Here is a 20,213-nt window from a genome sequence, read left to right on the forward strand (position 1 = left end):
TAAAAAAAGCCCCGGCTATTTGCCAGGGCTTGTTAACTTATTATAATTAATTATCTTGGGCCTTCGCAATGAAGGATCAATAAATTAAGTTCTCGCAACGCCACTGAGAATTTCGCAAAGTCATGACTTTGAGAGACTTTAAAGTCTGCTAACAAGTGGAACCAACGCTCCAATAATTTCTCATTATTGTCTATCCATTGCTGAATAATCGAATCGGCATCACAGGTATCAGTACAAGCACGAAGCACTGTTGAGCTTAACGCTCGCTGCTGCCAATCTAACTCTTCTCTGAACGCTGCACGAGCAAGTGCTTGCCAATGGTTCGATACTGGTTGATTACTAATTTGTTCTAAGAACCAATGTAATTCAACTTTTGCACCTAATCTGAAGTAAGTTTCAGCAACTAATTGCACTGATTTTCCTTCAAGTTGAGCAATTTGAGCAATATCTAACGCTGAAAATAAAGTACTCATCTTAGCAACAACTTGTGCTAATGGCTTCGGTACATTTTGCTCAGTTAGTGATTTTATTTCACTTGAAATTGCAATCACTTCAGCAGCAATCATATATTGATCAACATTGGTCTTAAGCTCTTCAAATACTGGTTTGAAGAACGCCACTGTTTGCTCAATATTCTCACCTTTACTACGGTGGCGAATGAACCAGCGACACGCTCGGCGCATATTACGACGCAATTGATGCAGCATTTCGCTTTGTACATCAGCAGATACCACACCATTCAATTCAGTAATGGCTTGAGTTAAATCAGCTAAGCCAAAAACTTCGCGGGCCATAGTGTAGCAAATTGCAGCTTCGGCGACTGTGGCACCTGTCTCATCTTGCATACGTTGAACAAAATTAAAGCCCATATCATTAACCAATTCATTGGCTAATGAAGTAGCGATAATTTCACCACGTAGCGGATGAGCAATCATTTTGTCTGCGTATTTATCTTGTAATTGCTGCGGGAAATATGCCGTTAGCAATTTACTTAAGAAAGTGTCTTCAGTAATTTCAGCAGTAACTAATTGCTCTTTTAACACCATTTTACCATAGGCGACTAGCACAGATAGTTCAGGTCTGGTTAGCGGTCGGTTGTTAGCTAAACGCTCTGCTAATTCATCATCTGTCGGCAAGAATTCTAATGCTCTGTCTAACTTGCCATCTTTTTCAAGATACTGAATATAACGGATATGCTCTTTAAGTTGAGAAATACCATGTGCTTGCGTCACCGAGATAGTACGCGTTTGATCATTACAATCTTGCAGTACAATTTCACCCACTTCGTCAGTCATTTCTTCAAGTAGACGGTTACGTTGTTTAATGGTTAACTCGCCATCAGCCACTAAAGTGTTCAACAAAATTTTGATGTTAACTTCGTTATCAGAGCAATCTACCCCGCCAACGTTATCAACAAAGTCGGTATTAACACGGCCGCCATTAGCTGCAAATTCAATACGACCTAATTGGGTAGCACCTAAGTTACCACCTTCACCAATAATTTTAGCGTTTAACTCGTTACCATTAACACGAATAGCATCGTTAGCTCGATCGCCAACTTCTGCATGGCTCTCTGAAGTCGCTTTTACGTAAGTACCAATACCGCCATTCCAAATTAAATCAACGCGCATTTTAAGCAATGCTTGCATCAGTTGATTTGGTGTCATGGTGTCTAAATCAGTTTCAAGCATCGCTTTGATTTCTTTAGTCAACTTAAGTGACTTAGCAGAGCGATTGAAAATCACCCCGCCTTTAGACATCAATTTAGTGTTGTAATCTTCCCAGCTCGAACGCGGTAAGTTAAATAAACGCTCACGTTCTACATAACTCTTTTCAACGTCAGGATTTGGGTCTACAAAAATGTGCATATGGTTGAATGCAGCGACGAGCTTAGTATGACGTGATAACAACATACCGTTACCAAATACGTCGCCCGCCATGTCGCCAACCGCTAAACAAGTAAAGTCTGTGGTTTGGCAATCAATACCTTCTTCACGGAAATGGCGTTTAACTGACTCCCATGCACCTTTTGCGGTAATGCCCATTTTTTTATGGTCATAACCATTACTACCACCCGATGCAAACGCATCACCTAACCAGAAGTCATACTCGATGGCTATTTCGTTGGCGATATCTGAGAATGTAGCTGTGCCTTTATCAGCTGCTACCACTAGGTAGGCATCGTCTTCATCGTGACGAACCACATCTTTAGGAGGTACCACTTTACCTTCGATAATGTTGTCACTAATGTCGAGTAAACCGCGAATAAATAAACGGTAACAAGCTTGCCCTTCATTGAAGAATGCTTCTCGGCCACCATCTGTTGGCAGTTGCTTACAAACAAAACCACCTTTTGCACCTACTGGCACAATGACGGTGTTTTTAACTTGCTGTGCTTTAACAAGACCCAGTACTTCAGTACGGAAATCTTCACGTCTATCAGACCAACGCAAACCACCACGGGCAACTTTACCACCACGTAAATGCACACCTTCAACTCTTGGAGAGTAAACGAAGATTTCGAATTTCGGCAATGGACGCGGCATTTCCGGAATATCTTCAGGTAAAAACTTAAACGAAATGTAAGGCTTGTTCTCGTTTGTAGGTAATGTCTGATAGAAGTTAGTACGCAGTGTTGCGTTAATTAAATCTAGGTAACGACGGATAATGCGGTCATCATCAAGACTAGATACATCTTCAAGACGTAAATCCACCTGCTCTAAAAACTTACTTAATGTACGTGTTTTAAGCTTAGGGTTGAACTTACGAATAAACATTTTAACCAACAAGTCTGCTATTTGCGGATAACGGTTAAAGGTTTCTTCAATATAAGATTGGCTAAACGTTGCATCAATTTGGCGCATGTATTTAGCGTAAGCACGTAGAATAGAAACTTCACGACCGGTTAAACTGGTCGCTAAAATCATTCTGTTAAAACCATCATCTTCAAGCTCTTTATCCCAAACTTGAGATAAAGCATTTTGGAATCTATCTTGACTATCGGCCAAGTTATCAATAGCAGCGCCTTGCACTGTCATTAAGAAATCTAAGATCCAGAATGTATGACCATCAGCCGTTTTAACTTCGTAAGGTCGTTCGTTAATAACGCGTAAACCAAAGTTTTCAAGCATTGGTAATACATCAGAAAGATGGATAGGTTCATCTTTATGAAATAGCTTTAAGCGTACATTATTATCATTCAGCGCTGTCTCTTGCGGCTGATAGAAAAGCATGCCTAATTTGTGCTCATCATTTAATGCTTCAAGATGTTGAATATCAACAACTGCAGAGCTGGGTAGCACATCTTCTTTATAGCTTGGTGAAAATGCAGTTAAATAGCGTTTTGTAAGACCCGTACCTGACTGCTCACCTAACGCATTGTTAAGTGAACTGTGTAATTTATCTTCCCATGAGCGAGCCGCTTCAATTAGGTTTTTCTCAATAGCAGCCACATCGACGTCCATATTATTGTTATCAACTTTAATGATGTAATGCGTTCGCGCTAAAGTTGATTCTGAGAAGTAAGTGGTAAACTCTACATCTTCATTACTGTTAAAATGCTGAGCTAAAATGCGCTGAGTATCTTGGCGTAATTTAGTGTTGTATCTATCTTTTGATACATACACTAAGCAAGATAAGAAACGGCCAAAGCCGTCTTTTCGAACAAACAATTTAAGTTTGTCACGATCTTGCATTTGCAGTACACCACGCGCGATATGCGCCAGCTGATCTTCTTTTGCTTGAATTAGCTCATCGCGCGGAAGATTTTCAAGAATGTTCATCAAGGCTTTGTAATCATGAGAGCGCGGTGTTAGACCCGACTGCTCCATAACACGTTCAACTTTTCCTGCCAGAAGTGGTATTTCTCTTGGGCTACGGTTATACAAGTTTGATGCATACAAACCTAAGAAACGATCTTCACCAATCACATTTCCCGCTTTATCAAAGCGTTTAATACCAACATAATCTACGTAAGCTGGGCGATGAACACGGCTCTTAGTAGAACTCTTAGTCAATACGAGTAGGCTTTCATCCAGTGCTTCTTTACGGGCAGATGCTGAAAATGTTGATAGTAATAATCCGCGATCAGATTGTTGATTGCGTGAACGTGTCATCAAACCAAGGCTTGACTCTAAATCAGGAACCAGTTCCACATCCCCTTCGACACGTTTAAGCTCGTAAGAACGATAACCTAACAGAGTAAAGTGATGATTATTCAGGTAAGTCAAGAAGTTAGTAGCTTCTTCCATTTCAGCTTTTGTGCCAGGAAATGGTTGCTTAGGTAATTTCTTAATTGAGTCAGATAACTTATCCGACATTTGTTGCCAGTCATCGACTGATGAAACAACATCAGCAAATACTGACTCTAGCTCTTTGCCAATGGCTTTGATATCCGCTTCACTGCTTTGACGGTCAATTTCAATTAAAAACACTGCAACGTTTTCAGTTGCTTCTGGTGCATCTTTAATAAAAGAAACTTCTTTAACCAATTCCTCATCACGGACTAATGCTAATGGTGTATGTAGCACCATGTGCGCCGTGATCCCCATGCGATTTAATGCCATAGTCACTGAATCAACCAAGAAAGGCATATCTGGCTGAATAATTTCAATAATACTATGGGTAGACTGCCAGCCATGTTTCGACTGACTTGGGTTAAACACACGGATGTGGCTGTTGGTTTTAGCAGATTTGTTGAGCGCATTCCAAAGGCTTAATACCGCACCATAAAGGTCGCTGTCATTACGAGCATTTAAGTCGTCTTTTGACATGTGGGCATATATACAATTGGCAAATTGCTCAACTTGTTTAGCTTGAGAATTAGGGATTTTTTTATGAATTAAATTGACTACATTTTCTAGTAGTACTGAAGGCATTGCATCTTTAAAGGCCATGTTGCAGTTTCCTTAAGCGTTTATGGCAGCGCTTTTATCATTATATTGGATGCTTCGGCTTGTTGATTCAGTCTAAAACTGAGATCTGGAGCAAAGTTTATTACTAATTAACTGCTATATCGAGCACTATTTTAGTGGTAGATCCTCTAAAATCCTTGTTAACACAAGAATTATAGACACTATTTGACCAATCAAGCGTTTAGACAGACTAACTATGCAAAAAAAAGAGGAGCCTAAGCTCCTCTTGTTGATTCTAAACCGTCTGTTTACTTGGGTTTGCGCCAGAAAACTGCAGATAATGCAGGTAAAATAATTATCGCACCCAACATATTTACTAAAAACATGAAAGTTAACAAAATACCCATGTCCATTTGGAACTTAAGTGCTGAGAAGAACCAAGTACTCACACCAATAGCCAAAGTGAGGCCAGTAAATATCACCGCACTGCCTCGTTCGACTAATGCTTCAAAGTAAGCTTGCTGAACAGCCATACCTTGTGTAAGTTTGCCGGACATCGTCGATAAAATATAAATACCATAATCGACACCAATACCGACACCTAGTGCAATAACAGGTAATGTGCTAACTGCAAGTCCAATATCTAGCCAAGTCATTAACGCTTGAGCCAAGGTCGACACCACATATAACGGCACGATGACAGCAACTGTCGCTTTGATTGAGCGGAAACTAATAAGACACAATACAAACACGGCGCCATAAACATAAATCATCATTGGCAATTGCGCTTCACTTACCGCTTCATTGGTAGCAGCCATTACGCCAACAGGGCCAGATGCAAGTTTAAATTGCAATGTATCGGTGTTTAATTGCTCAGCCACTTGCTTCACTTTAGCAACTACAACCTCAATCGTTTCAGCCTTATGGTCTTTTAAAAATAAGAACACTGGCATGACTGAACAGTTACCATTAAGTAAACCTGAAGTCGTTGGTACTTGACCCACAGCTTGCACTAAACTTGCTGTAGTGCGTGGAAGTACTTGCCACTTAGGATTACCTTCGTTAAAACCTGCGTTAACACGCTTAGAGACTGACGCTAAACTCGCTGTAGACTCGACACCAGGCGTATTACCAACCATCCACTCAAATTGATCAATTTCATTTAGAATTTCATGATAAGTACATGCTTCAGGTGTCGCTTCAACAATTACAGTCATATAATCAGTCGTAATTGAATAATTATCTGTGATGTGAAAAGTATCTTGATTGTAACGCGAGTCTAAATGCAGTGCTGGTGCACCACCTTGTAAATCACCGATTTTCATATTGCTAGCTTGCTGGAAGCCAAAACCATATAAAATCGCCGTACAGGTTAATACAATCACCGCATACTTTGGAGTTGCAAAACGTGAAAGGCTACGCCATAAATTCTCAATTTTGGCTTTCTTAACTGGATCTTCTTTAGTTGGTTTAATCGTTGTATACGAAATAACCAAAGGTAATAAAATCAGGTTAGTTAGAATAATAACCGCGACACCAAGAGATGCAGAAATAGCCAGCTCTCGAATAATACCAATATCGATTGCCAGTAAAGTTAAGAACCCGACCGTATCAGATAACAATGCAACACCACCGGGTACCAGCAAACTACGAAACGCAGATGCAGAAGCTGCTTTAGTATTTTGACCATCGAGTACACGGCGTCTTACTGCATTAATCATTTGTACGCCATGACTTACCCCAATCGCAAACACTAAAAATGGTACAAGAATCGACATTGGATCTAGCCCGAAGCCTACAACCGTCAATAAACCTAACTGCCAAGTTACCGCAACCAAACTACATACAAGCGGTAAAATGGTAAGAATAAGTGATTTTGAAAACAGGTAAACCATCACCGCAGTAATTAATATTGCGATTAAAAAGAACAGTAATACGCCTTGCGCGCCTTCTGCTACATCACCGGCCATCTTAGCAAAACCGATAATATGAATTTTGATGGTATCTGTTTCGTACTTGCCGCGTAATTGCTGTTCTAATTGCTTAGCAAATTGAATGGTATTAAGTGGCTTAGTCGTTATATCTTTTTCAGCCCCTTCAGATTCTGCCATTTCTTCATCAGTTTTTGCCACGAAATCCATTAACTGAGCTGTTAACATAGCTGAAGAATAATCATTAGACACTAATCGACCAACGATACCCGCTTTCTCAACGTTATCGCGGACAACATTGAGTCCATAGTCATCATTGCGAAAATCAGCAGGAATAACCGGGCCGCCGGCAAAGCCATCTTCGACCACTTCTGTGAAACGTGTTGAAGGAGAATATAACGACTTAACTTGCGAGCGTTCTACACCAGGAATGAAAAACAGTTCATCATGAACTTTTTTAAGCGTATCAAAGTACTCAGGATTAAATATATTTCCGCTGGTATCTTCAACAGACACCATGATCCTATTTGCACCACCAAAGTCTTTTTGATGCTTAGTATAGGTTTTCATGTATTCATGATTTAGCGGTATATTTTTGCTGAAAGCCGCGTCCATTTGTAATTGGCTAGCTTGGTAACCAAGAAAAACAGTGATAAGCACGAATGATAAAATCACCCACATGCGGTTTCTAAAAAGATGGGTTTCAAATCCATTGACCAGTTTTTCTAACATCTTATCGGCCCTATTATTGTTGTTTTATTTTTATGCAAACTTATTGATTATTAGGTTCAATTCAAACAGTAACAGATCCAAATTGAAATGTTACTTGCCCCCGAAATTGAACACTCTCGTCCTGAGAAACCTATTCCGACTCTACTTGAGCTGAAATAACCCTTTAGAACCTGCAAACCAAACCTGTCCTTGGTTATCACTTTCTATTGCTACAATATTCTCACCCTGTCTGCGAGCGACAATAGTTGCATTATCTGAACTATCAAGTTCAATAACAACACCAGCATTACCGACGAGGTATAATGTACCTGTGTCAGTGACGAAAGCATTATTGATAGATGACTTTACTGGTAATTCAACTTCTTGCCATTGACTGAACTGTTTATCTGTTTTGAACACGTGACCACGCAGTCCCATCACATAAACAGCATCATTAACTTCAATAGCATTAAACATTGAGCCTTCATAATTGAAAGCTTGTGCGCTAAAAGTCTGACCGTTATCAGAAGATGTTGCGACTAAACCTAATTCACCGACCATCAATAATTGACTGTCAGATAACTGAATGACACGATTAAAATGAGGTAGTAAAGCAGCACGCTCCGATAAATATAATGCTTCATCCTCCGCTTTTAAATCTGCTAAATATGAAACATCTTCTGGAAATAGTAATTCTTCATGGAACTCTTGCACCCAATTTTTACCACCATCTATGGTGCGGTAAAATAAGCCGTATGCTCCAACTGCAATGCCATCTTTTTCGTTGAAGAATAAGATGTCCATTAATGGCTTTTCGACTTCAGTTGACTGAAATTGAACTTGCCAAGTTATGCCACCATCACTTGTATGAATAATTGTAGCATCATGGCCTACTGCCCAACCTTGTTTCTCATTCAAAAAGAACACTTTGGTGAGTTGAGAAATGACGGGAGAATTAATTTGCGTCCAATCTTGCTGCTGGTTAATTAATACGTGACCACGTTCGCCAACGGCAACTAGATTATCGCCTGCTTTAGCAATATCGAGAACCAAAGATGATTCAGCGAGTGGTTGTATTTGAACAGAAAGTGGATCGAATTGAGCATGGACTGGCGCAGTAGAAATAAAATAGCCTAAGCTGAGTGCGACAACATGGCGAAGTGTGCGAAACGACATACAAACTTCCTTAAAAATAATAGGGGCGCAATGCGCCCCTGATAGGTCTTAGCGAATACCTGCACGACGCAGTGCGTCAGGTGTGAAATTAGCTTCAGAAAGCTTGGCATCAAAGTCGTACATGCGGCCTTCGTTATCTAATCCCATAGCTAAATAACGACGAGATTGTAAATCATGGAAAATTTCTAACGTGCTCCAATGAGTAGGAACTTCATAGTAATTAATCGAGTGTGCTGTACCTACGCGGTAAAGTTCATCACGGTTATCATACATATCTGTTAGAGAAACCTGCCAAGAATCTTCATCGATATAGAAAACACGGGTTTTATAAATATGGCGCATGCCATCTTTAAGTGTCGCTTTAACTTCCCATACACGATGCTTTTCCCAACGAGCAAATTCAGGATTGATATGACCCGGTTTTAAAATTTGATCATATGAAAGTGAATCTGAATGTAACTTGTAATCGTTATATGGAATATAAAGCTCTTTCTTTCCAACTAGTTCCCAGTTGTATCGAACAGGTGACCCGTTAAACATATCGAAATCATCTGTCGTTCTTAGACCATCAGATACTGTACCAGGAGTATCGAAAGCTACATTTGGTGCTTTACGAACACGGCGTTGTCCAGTGTTGTAGGTCCAAGCTTGACGAGGTAACGCTTCTTGATCCATGGTTTCTTTAACAAGTAATGCAGTACCAGCAAGACGAGCTGGCTGACGTACAACTTGCTTGAAGAAGAACAAGGTATTAGATTCTTTTAACTGATCTAAGGTCACTTCTGGTCGACTGTAACTAAAACGAATTTCCTCAGCGGTTTCAATAAGCGTATAAGAACCGCCTGCTGTTGGAGCCGCTTGGCTACGTGCGGTTTTAATATCAACACCGCGATAGCGAAGAATATGGTTCCAAATAACTTCTAAACCATTATTAGGAATAGGAAATGGCACACTAATAGATGCACCACTTACACCATTACCATTTGCCACAAGCTCAGCATTTAATGCATTTGCTTTAGTCGCATCATATACATATTGCGGCAGAGAAGCTGTACGACGAGATTCATAAACATTCATTTTGTATGTATCTGGATACAGTTCAAAAAGCTTGTTTTGACCCGGCGTTAAAAATTCAGCGTACTGAGCTTTATTTGCATTAGTAATGGTAAATAAAATCTTATCTGAAGGAAATGGATCTGGGTGATGCATGCCCTTTTCATAACCAGCTACAGGAGAGGTAATCCCATTATCCCAAGCTGGAATTGAACCGTCAGCGTTACCCGCTTTAACAGCTCCAATGGGTGTAAGTTCATTACCCAATTTAGCTGCTTCAGCTTCAGATACTTTCGCCATCGCTGCAGGTGCGCTAAACGCCATAATTACTGCAGCCGATAATATCGTCAGTTTCTTCATTATTATTATCCTTCTAGATAGAATACTTGACGTTGAACGAGACGTAATCTCGGTCTGTCATTGCATTAGTTGTTCCTACACCACCGAAGAAGCTGTTGTAAGAAATATCTGCACCCCAGCGGCTGCGATAATCAAAATTTACGCCGACTGCTACTGATTTACGACCTTCGGTAAATAAGAACATTGGATCAGGTGTAATACCATCAACGTCATGTGAGAAAATCACACGTGGTGACATATTCACACCAGCAAAGATATTATTGTAGTCAGCTTTGGCAACTAAGCGATAACCCCAAGCAAAATCTGTTGGGAATGGATTAGTTTCAGGACCATCATGAAGTGCTTCGATGATGCCTGGCATATCTGGGTTACCACCTGAACGAGCCGTTCCTGGTCCGTTTAAGCGTAACTCGTCAAAACCTGGCATATCATGGATCCACACACCACCAATCTCAGCAAGCATAGTCAGATTATCTGTTCCTAATGTAGGGCCAAATAAATGCGTGAAAGTTGCCTGTGCTTGAGTAGTATCAGATAAAATAAATCCATCGATTGACTCGCCAGGTTTAACGCCTTCAATTTGAGAAATACCATCTAAATCAGGACGAAGTCCTGCTTCTGCTAATTGCTGAGGCATACCGGCAAACAATAACTCTACGTCATCAATTTGTAATGGCTCATCGATTCGATGAGAGATTTCACCCGCTACAGATGTGTCACCCACCAAAGTGTTAAAACTAAAACCATATAATTGGATATCTTCAGGGTAAACAATTTGTGCTTTAGTGAAGGTTTCCATACTAAGAAGTAATTCACGGTCAATTTCACCGCCACTTGCAGCTAAACGGCCGTAGTCACGAGCAACTGCTTCATCGGTGAAGTTAGACGCGGTACCACTAATAAGTGGACGACGGCTATGATAGTTCATGTAGTACAGACCAAATTCAGTTTCACCTAAAGACGGTGCGTAATAACCTAATTTGATACCATACTGACCATCATCACTTGGTTTTTCTTCATCTTGAACTAACGCCACTTTGGTAGCGTAAGGCACCATGTAAGCGGCATAAGCTGGATCAAAATTGGCTGCAGCTGCTGCGCCATATAGCGATGCATACTCAGACATTAAAAACTCAAGATTAATATCCGGGTTGGCATTAAAACCTAGTTGAGCATTTTGAGCATAACCACCAAAACCTGCGAAGTCATTGGTAGCAAAATTTGAGCCCGGAGTAGGCACCCAAATAGGCTCCCAGTCATATTGATAAAATGCTTCAACAGATAAGTTTTCAGTGACGCCTAAAGAAGCCCAAACCATACCTTGTGGACGGAATGCTTCTTTAAGTTCAGCACCAGGTGCATTCAAAATATTCAAATCAACAGAGTTAATTACACCAATACCATGCGGGATTAATGTACTTTCCCCCCATGAAACTACTTGGTTACCCACGCGGACAGATAGCGGGTTTTTACCGTCATTTAAATCGAAGTTACCGTAAACGAATGCATCTAATAAACGAACGTCCTTACATTGCACTTCTGATGCGCGGTCATCTTCACACGGATCAAATTCATTACCTGTAAGTGGGTCATTGAAGTCGTAATCGCCATCGTTTAATTTGCGATCGTAGAAATACATTCCACGCACAAATAAACCAAAGTTCTTATATTCTAAAGACAATTCATGTAAGCCTTTAAAAATTTCAGAAGTAGTATCACCTTGTGAGTAAAGTAAATTACTTAAGTCGTTGTTACTTGAATAAGAACCAGGTTGGCTCCAAATTTGAGAAGTGGTGTATTTTGGTGTTTGCCCAAAAGGCGCACCAAAAGCAGAATAACCAGACCAATCAAATTGTGGTTGGTTAACTTTACCGATTTGTCCTTCCCAATCACGCTCAGACACGCGCCAGCTTGCGCCAACAGTCCAAGTCGAGTCAAAGGTGCCTCGTACTTCACCCCAATCAAATGAAACAGCATTAGCGCTACTGCTCATCCCTAAAGTCAATGCCGACACCACCCCCAAAGCGAGTGCCGACTTGTTAAAGCGTCTTTTAACAATATTCATTTTTGCTTCTCTCCGTAACCTGCCGGATTCGTTGTTATAGGATTTGAACCAACATTTTGTTAGCCTGCAGGCAACACCATTGTTACAGCAATTAACATCATTGGGCAAGTTCAAAAAACATTAAATTTGTTAACGAATTGGTGTAGTTAGGAGAAATTTACTAAGAATAATCGAACGCTTATTTGAATTAGATCACACAAAATGACTACAGAGGAAGAGAAAAAGAATAAAAAATCTATATTTCAGTGACTTGCAAAAAACCAAGTGGAGCTAAATTACCATTTAACAATCAATTGACCGTTTGAAGTAATTACTCTAAATTTTATTTAAAGAAATAAATTTACCTGAAGATTCTAAGCGCAGAATGAACTGTCCATGGATACCAGAAGTAGTGACAAACGGTCTAAAATATTTACCATTTATATGTAATATTTTGCCGTTAACATCCTTTACCTCGACATTTTTTACAGTTCCTTGGTAATAAGGAAGAAAATCTTTAAAGCTGATGTACATCGAAAATATAAATTGCATACCGTTAATCGTAATTTAGAATAATAAACTGAAATATATGAAACAGGCAATGAAATAGCTAAGTTCAGCTAAACCATTGCCTTTAATTCACTAAAATTAATTAAGCTTGTTCTAGCGCTTTTTCAACTTTCTCGAATAAATCCTTAGACAAATTCGGTAATGCTTTTAATCGCAATAAACAGTCTTTCATTTTCTGCTGACGCTTTGCATCAAACTTACTAAATTGAATGAGTGGAGTGATCATTCGTGCTGCAATTTGTGGGTTTAGTTCATTCAATTTAACCAGAATATCGGTTAAATACTCGTAACCTGCTCCACTGGCTTGATGAAATTGATATGTATTCGCTGCAACAAAGAAACCAATCAAAGAACGAACTCGATTAGGATTATTAAAGCTAAAGCTTTCGTGGTTAGTCAGGGCTTTAATCTGAGATAACACATCGGCAGTATTCTGGGAAGCTTGTAAACTAAACCATTTATCCATCACTAACGGTGTAGATACCCATTGCTTTTCAAAATCTTGCATTAAAGCCTGTTGGCAAGATAACTGACCTAAAACCGCCGCTTTAAGTGCTGCTAAACTGTCTGTCATGTTGGTGGCAGAGTGATACTGCTGAGTCACTAAGTCTTCATATTCTGAAGAAACTCGAGATAACAACACTAAACAGATGTTTTTAAACGCACGTGATGCCGCGTCGTCTTCATTAACCAATGAACGATAGCGAGTGACCAATTCATCTAAACAAGCTTCCGCTAGTTCATCTACAACAAACTCTCGCGCTGCCTGCAAAGCATCTAAATCGACGGTTTTGACTTGCTCAATAAGTGCAGCAGCACTTGGGAAAGCTAAAATTTCCGCAACAAGTGCCTTATCGATATTTTCATCTAAAATAACTCCTCTAATAGCCTCAATGACTCTAGCATCAAGATGCATGGTTTCTTTTGCTGCTAATGTCGCAACATTTTGCCAAACCGCTTGACTGAATAACCCGACAGATGCTTCCCAGCGCGCAACTTCACTGGTAGCAAATCGTGTTAAATGCACTAATTGGTCGACATTAAATTCATAATCTAAACGCACTGGTGCTGAAAAGTCTTGCAGCAGTGAGGGCACAGGCATTGATTCAACATCGTTAAATGTAAACGTTTGCTCAGCTTGCTTTACCGCCAATACTTGATTGTTTATCGACTGACCTTCGGCATCTAATAATTCTACGCTGAAAGGTATATGCAACAATTTGCCTTTCTCGCCTTGTGAAGTCACAGATTGTTTAACGGTTAACTGATATTGTTTTTTATCGGCATCAAAGCTGTCAGTCACGCTAACAATGGGTGTACCTGCTTGGCTGTACCAATTTCTAAATAAACCTAAATCGATACCACTCGCTGATTCCATTGCATTAACAAAGTCATCGCAAGTCACAGCTTGTCCATCGTGACGTTCGAAATAGCACTTCATGCCTAATTGGAAATTTTTCTCACCTAAAATGGTGTGCATCATGCGAATGACTTCAGCACCTTTGTTGTAAACAGTCACGGTATAAAAGTTATTCATCTCAATGACTGATTCAGGACGAATTGGATGCGACATTGGGCCTGCATCTTCAGCAAACTGTTGGTTCTTCATTACACGAATGGCTTGAATTCTGTTTACCGCACGAGAACCAAGATCTGAGCTAAATTCTTGATCTCTAAATACGGTTAACCCTTCTTTTAGGCTTAATTGAAACCAATCACGACACGTGACTCGGTTACCAGTCCAGTTATGAAAATATTCATGACCAACAACTGACTCGATACCGTGATAATCTTCATCTGTTGCACTTGCTGTATCTGCTAATACATACTTTGTATTAAAGACATTCAGACCTTTGTTTTCCATCGCACCCATATTGAAAAAATCTACGGCAACAATCATGTAAATATCAAGGTCGTATTCTAAGTCAAAACGGCTTTCATCCCATGCCATCGACTTTTGCAGCGAGACCATCGCATGATCCGCTTTATGTAAGTTTCCTTTATCAACAAAAACTTGTAATTTCACTTCACGGCCACTACGGGTGGTGAATTTATCTTCGAGTAAATCAAAATCACCAGCAACTAAAGCGAATAAATAGCTAGGTTTTGGAAATGGATCTTCCCAGCGCACATAATGACGACCAGCAGTTGTTTCCCCCTTCTCGACAAGGTTGCCGTTACTTAACAAGAAAGGAAATGCAGCTTTGTCTGCTTCAACTTTCACAGTATAAATGGCAAGAACATCAGGACGGTCTAAGAAATAAGTAATTCTTCTGAAGCCTTCCGCTTCACACTGAGTACAGTATGCTCCATCAGACATATACAACCCTTCAAGGCTTGAGTTAGCTTCTGGATCTTGTTTGGTGACCAGTCTCAATTCAAAATCATTTAATTCTGTGGTCACCAATAATTGGCTATCTTGCTCTTTAAAGTCTGCAGGCTGACCATTAATTTCTACTGAGACTAAATTAATCTGCTCACCTACAAGTACTAAAGCTTCATTATGATCGCCAACTCTCTGAACTTTACTCGTTGCGATAACTTCAGTATCTGAGCCTTTTAAATTAAAATCTAACTCGATATGACTTATTGTGAAAGTCGGTGCTTGGTAGTCTTTTAAATGTTTTGCTTGAGCTTGAGTCATAAATAATCCTTGAATAACACTTAGCACTTTATAGGCATAAAATTTACATAATAAAAAACGCGCTTAAAGCGCGTTTTTTGGCAATAAAATAGGATTTATTTCACTGCTGATTTTTTAGCATCAACCATATCTAAGGTAATTAATGCAGTTTCTTCTAAGAATGCATCTGGCACTTCTAATTCATCTTCATCAGACTCTTCAGTATCGGCCATATCATTCTCAGCGACTTCAGTAGAACCTGCTTCAGTTTCAGTAGTCTCTTCATCTTCTTCATCAAGTGAAGCTAAAGGCTCAAGACCATTCTTAACACGACGCTCATTGGTACGGTCAAGAATACGTTTTTCGTCTTCTTCACGTGATGCAATACGCTCACTTTCAACTAATGAAATAGTCTTGTCGTTATGATGCTTTTTAAATTCTGCTATATCATCAAAAATATAACCGAATTCTACATCCGTTTTAATACGTTGCTGATGCTTAGTATCAAGTTTGGTGATCAGCTCTGGATAGATATTGCCAAGTGTTCCGTATTGCGCAACTGGCACTTTATCCCAAGGTAAAGCATTTTTCTCTTCAGATTCACCATATTCGCCCGGCTCTAAGGCACTTGGGAATTTAATGTCTGGTGTTACACCTTTAAGTTGAGTACTGCCACCATTAATACGATAGAATTTTGCGATAGTGTATTGAACATGACCAATTGGTTTTTCATACATATCGTAAATGCGGCCAAGGCTCTTGTGTTGTTGCACAGTACCTTTACCAAAACTTGCTTCACCAACAATCAGTGCACGATCATAGTCTTGGAGAGCTGCGGCAAAAATCTCTGAAGCTGAAGCGCTATAGCGATCGACCATTACTGTTAATGGTCCGCTGTATGCACTTTTTCCGTCATTATCACGATTTTGAGTCACACGGCCATTAGCATCACGAATTTGTACCACTGGGCCCATATCAATAAACAAACCAGTTAATAAAGTCGCTTCGGTTAATGCGCCACCGCCATTACCACGTAAATCGATGATAATACCTTCAACTTTATCTTCTTTAAGTTTGGCAATTTCTTTCTCTACATCAACTGATAAGTTCATGTAGAAGCCAGGAATTTGAATAACCCCCACTTTTCGGTTTGCAAATTCGCCTTCTGAAGGCTCAATTACTTTTGATGTCGCTGCGCGGTCTTCTAAACGAATTTTGTCACGAATAATGGTGACTTCGAATGTTTTAGCATTTGCGCCGCCTTTTTTAGGCAGAATTTCTAAGTTAACTTCACTGCCTTTAGGCCCTTTGATTAACTCAACAACATCATCTAAACGCCAACCAATAACATCAACTATTTCGCCGTCTTTTTGACCAACACCAATAATTTTATCTTCTGGAGACAGCTTTTCACTGCTTGCTGCAGGGCCTCCAGCAACTAAACTTTTAATAACTGTGTAGTCATCGTCCATTTGCAATACCGCACCAATGCCTTCAAGACTTAGGTTCATTTCCATTTGGAAACGCTCTGCATTACGAGGAGATAAATAACTTGTATGAGGTTCTACTGTACGAGCAAAGGCGTTCATCACACCTTGGAATACATCTTCGCTGTGAGTTTGGCTTAAACGCTTAATGGCATTGTTATAACGCTTACCTAATATTTCGACTGTTTCTTCCCAGTCTTTATCGGCAAGTTTGAGGTTCAATGCATCGTATTTAACACGTTGTCGCCACAACTCATTTAATTCTGCTTCATCTTTAGGCCACGCCGCTTCTTCACGATCAAATTCGTAGGCATCATCCGCTTCAGTGAAGTCAAATTCTTTATCTAATAAAGTCAATGCGTAGGCAAAGCGTTCATAACGACGTTTTTGCAATAAAGAAAACATATTAAAGGCAGGTTCGATATTGCCAGTTTTGACCATATCGTCAAACAGATGCTGATATTGTTTAAAGCTATCAACATCTGCTTGAGTAAGCACGTTACGTCTGAAATCTAACTGTTGTAGATATCGGTCGTAAATCAACTCAGAAAAAGCATCATCAAGCTCAAAGCGATGGTAGTGAGAACGAGTGAATAAATTCGTTACCCTCTTACTCGCAACCTTGTGTTGAGGCTCTTGCTCAAGTTTAGGTAACTCGTTGATTTGAATAGTTGGTGAAATTGCCCAAGCCGAAAAACCGACAAATAAAGTGGCAATCGACGCAGCCAAAGTGAGTTTTCGCATCAACAAGTTACTCCTTAAATGATCACGATAATAAAATATGCTCTGCACGTACTTTAACGACTAAACCAGAATCAAGCTGTACATGGACATCTTCTTTCTTGATATCAGTGATAACGCCAGCAACAGGATTTTGTCCTAACTTGACACTAACACGTTGTTTTTGTTTAAGCTCGTCAAATTTTGCAGCAACATAATTAACTTTTGGTGCAGCAGGCTTTTTAGCCTTCGCAGGACGGTCTTTCTTAACAGGAGCTGCTTTTGAAGAAGGTGCTTTTTTAGCTGTCTTCTTAGGGTTTGCTTTAGCTGCTTGCGCTTGACGCTTAGCTTTGGCTTTTTCTTGACCTTCTTTTAAGGTCTGCTGAGCATGATCGATATGCTCTTGTTCAAGTTCACCACAGTCTTGGCCATCAAGATCAATACGTTGAACACCGGTTTTAACACCTTTAAGGTAACGCCAGCTACTTGTATAACGTCTAAGTGCAACACGTAATTGTGTTTTACTTACTTTAGAATCTTCAGCCAACCTTTCAGCTAAATCTTGAAACAACCCAATTTTTAATGGCTTAGTTTCACCTTCTGCTATAAAGCATAAAGGAAATGTTTCATATAAATACGCTAAAACTGCGTTGGTGTCGGTCAACTTGTCTGTTGATTCCATTTTTACTTCCACGTTATATAAGGGGACTGGTTTATAGCTATCTTAGCTAGTTACAGTCGTTTATCTTTCGTTAAACAGAGTCTTGCTTAACGTTCAAATTAGCATTTCCTACATGATTGCTAAAGCAATTGAAACATGCCTTAACAAATTAACTTACTTACCTGCATATTTACAGTAAATAAATTTTGAACATAGTAATGCGTGCAGCTCAGTATTATAAAGCTCGTGTCAGCGATTGCGACCTGCAATTTGGCTTATTTGGTCGCAAATTAAGCAAATAAGCAAGATTCGAAGCTTTTAACTAAGTTTTCTAGGCCTTTTTGATCATCTTTATCAAAACGATTCAAAGAAGGACTATCAATATCTAACACTGCGATCACATCTTTACCATGATGCACAGGTACTACAATTTCAGAATTACTGGCTGCATCACATGCAATATGACCTTCAAATTGATGTACATCTTCAACAAGTTGAGTTTGATCTAATGCCGCAGCTGTACCGCAAACACCTTTTCCAATAATAATACGAGTACAGGCCACTTTACCTTGAAATGGACCCAGCACTAATTGGTCATTACGTTTAATGTAAAAGCCAACCCAATTAATATCGTCTAAATTATCATTCAACAACGCTGAAAAGTTTGCCATACCTGCAATAAGGTCGTCTTCGCCGTCCATTAAAGCCAGTACTTGTCGATTTAAGGTGTCATATAATTCAGCTTTCATTCTACTTCCTAACAATTATTTTATTCTGCTGCCGTTTTTTTAGTGGCTTTTTTTGTCGCAGGTTTTGCCGCTGCCGGTTTTGCCTTTACGACGCCTTTGAGTAAATTTGCGAGTTCATCTTTATTAGATGCAAGATAAAATGCAAGTTTCTCAACACTATTTTCGTCAATTTTTAACTCAGCGCTAGTAATAAAAGGAACTAAGTTATCTGCAATGTCGAGCATTTTGTCATAGGCATCGGCTTCTTTTTTAGATGTGAACGTCATCTTTTCCACCCCTTCTCTGACCACGACAAACTTTGTAATTACCGCCATGATTAACCTCTTACTGTTTTTATATACAGTGCATAGAGTGTCATAGAACTAACTTCTGATGCAAGTATTCTGATTATTCTGGTATTATCTCATTTCATTGTAACTCGAATCCGGACAGATAAACTCAGATTGAGCTCATATTTAAGGCAATATAGCCGTTAAAACATGTCTCAAATTGCATCAGGAGTTAGCTGCTCACATTTACTAAATGGATGGTTTTAGTTTTTATATGCCAAAAAGTTTAGATCAAGACACCATTATATTGTGCCGTTCTTGTGATTTAGCTGTACAACGTCGTGCTCTGCCCTCTAATGTTCGGGCATTATGTCCTCGTTGTCACACGGCACTTTACGACGTACCCTATTGCTCGGTTAATGGCATGCTTGCTTTATGTATTGCCGCTATACTTTTTTATATCCCAGCCAACTTTCTACCTGTTTTAGAAATTCATTTTTTAGGCAGTATTAGGGCAACGACCGTTTATGAGAGTGCTGTTGCGGTTTGGGTACAAGGTTATTGGATTGTGGCAGTTGCAGTTATTGCTGCAGCAGTGATTGCCCCTGGGCTATTAATCTTGTCGATATTGTTACAAATCATAATTGTTAAGCGCCGCCTGCATTCTGACTTTTGGCAACAAACCTATCGCAGGTTACTAAAAAACCATGGGCTACTTTCACAACTATCAATGCTAGAAATTTATGTAATTTCATTCTTAGTGGCTGCATTTAATTTATCCGATTTTTCAGATATTTATCTAGGCATGGGCACATTTTGTTTTGGAATGCTATTTCTGGTGATTTTATTTTTACAGCGTGAATACAATTTAGAACATATGTGGAGAATGGTTCATGAAGAATAATTCGACACAAACGACTGAAAGCAATTTAGCTGAAACTCATCTGACAGAGAACCTTTTGCCCAAAGAGCATGCTTTTAACACTGCTAAGCAAGGCAAAGAAAT

At 39.6% G+C, this 20,213-nt stretch carries 12 protein-coding genes; 1 reads left to right on the top strand and 11 read right to left on the bottom strand.

What is annotated here, in order from left to right; all coding sequences use genetic code 11:
* Positions 1-50 precede the first annotated feature (50 nt).
* The 11 genes from QPX86_RS11365 to QPX86_RS11415 all read right to left on the bottom strand — a co-directional run bounded on the left by QPX86_RS11365 (position 51) and on the right by QPX86_RS11415 (position 19,252).
* The gene (locus QPX86_RS11365; RefSeq protein ID WP_220754346.1) at positions 51-4,895 is read right to left on the bottom strand and encodes an NAD-glutamate dehydrogenase; all 4,845 of its coding nucleotides are present in this window, start codon (positions 4,893-4,895) and stop codon (positions 51-53) included.
* A 266-nt stretch (positions 4,896-5,161) separates the two neighbouring features.
* The gene (locus tag QPX86_RS11370; protein ID WP_285162722.1) at positions 5,162-7,516 is read right to left on the bottom strand and encodes an efflux RND transporter permease subunit; all 2,355 of its coding nucleotides are present in this window, start codon (positions 7,514-7,516) and stop codon (positions 5,162-5,164) included.
* Positions 7,517-7,657: 141 nt separating this feature from the next.
* On the bottom strand, positions 7,658-8,671 hold the full coding sequence (locus tag QPX86_RS11375; RefSeq protein WP_285162723.1) for a WD40/YVTN/BNR-like repeat-containing protein: 1,014 nt from the start codon (positions 8,669-8,671) through the stop codon (positions 7,658-7,660).
* A gap of 48 nt (positions 8,672-8,719) precedes the next feature.
* The gene (locus QPX86_RS11380; protein WP_220754349.1) at positions 8,720-10,084 is read right to left on the bottom strand and encodes a DUF1329 domain-containing protein; all 1,365 of its coding nucleotides are present in this window, start codon (positions 10,082-10,084) and stop codon (positions 8,720-8,722) included.
* Between the two features lie 13 nt (positions 10,085-10,097).
* Positions 10,098-12,149: a DUF1302 domain-containing protein gene (locus tag QPX86_RS11385; RefSeq protein ID WP_220754350.1), complete on the bottom strand. Its 2,052-nt coding sequence runs from the start codon at positions 12,147-12,149 to the stop codon at positions 10,098-10,100.
* Positions 12,150-12,464: 315 nt separating this feature from the next.
* A complete protein-coding gene (locus tag QPX86_RS11390; protein WP_285162724.1) occupies positions 12,465-12,680 on the bottom strand; it encodes a DUF2835 domain-containing protein in 216 nt (71 codons plus the stop codon).
* Positions 12,681-12,780: 100 nt separating this feature from the next.
* Positions 12,781-15,342 (bottom strand): aminopeptidase N, encoded by a 2,562-nt coding sequence (gene pepN, locus QPX86_RS11395; RefSeq protein ID WP_285162725.1) that lies wholly within the window; start codon positions 15,340-15,342, stop codon positions 12,781-12,783.
* 95 nt (positions 15,343-15,437) lie between these two features.
* Positions 15,438-17,552, bottom strand: a complete 2,115-nt coding sequence (gene prc / locus QPX86_RS11400) for a carboxy terminal-processing peptidase (protein ID WP_220754700.1) — start codon at positions 17,550-17,552, stop codon at positions 15,438-15,440.
* Positions 17,553-17,574: 22 nt separating this feature from the next.
* A complete protein-coding gene (proQ, locus tag QPX86_RS11405) occupies positions 17,575-18,210 on the bottom strand; it encodes an RNA chaperone ProQ (RefSeq protein WP_220754699.1) in 636 nt (211 codons plus the stop codon).
* 269 nt (positions 18,211-18,479) lie between these two features.
* Positions 18,480-18,938: a GAF domain-containing protein gene (locus QPX86_RS11410; protein WP_220754698.1), complete on the bottom strand. Its 459-nt coding sequence runs from the start codon at positions 18,936-18,938 to the stop codon at positions 18,480-18,482.
* Between the two features lie 20 nt (positions 18,939-18,958).
* The gene (locus QPX86_RS11415; RefSeq protein ID WP_285162727.1) at positions 18,959-19,252 is read right to left on the bottom strand and encodes a YebG family protein; all 294 of its coding nucleotides are present in this window, start codon (positions 19,250-19,252) and stop codon (positions 18,959-18,961) included.
* A gap of 229 nt (positions 19,253-19,481) precedes the next feature.
* On the opposite strand from QPX86_RS11415, the gene QPX86_RS11420 reads away from it, so the two are divergent.
* Entirely contained in the window at positions 19,482-20,111 is a 630-nt protein-coding gene (locus QPX86_RS11420; protein WP_220754696.1) for a paraquat-inducible protein A, read from the top strand.
* Positions 20,112-20,213 lie beyond the last annotated feature (102 nt).

The organism is Shewanella goraebulensis (assembly GCF_030252245.1).
GTDB classification, from domain to species: domain Bacteria; phylum Pseudomonadota; class Gammaproteobacteria; order Enterobacterales; family Shewanellaceae; genus Shewanella; species Shewanella goraebulensis.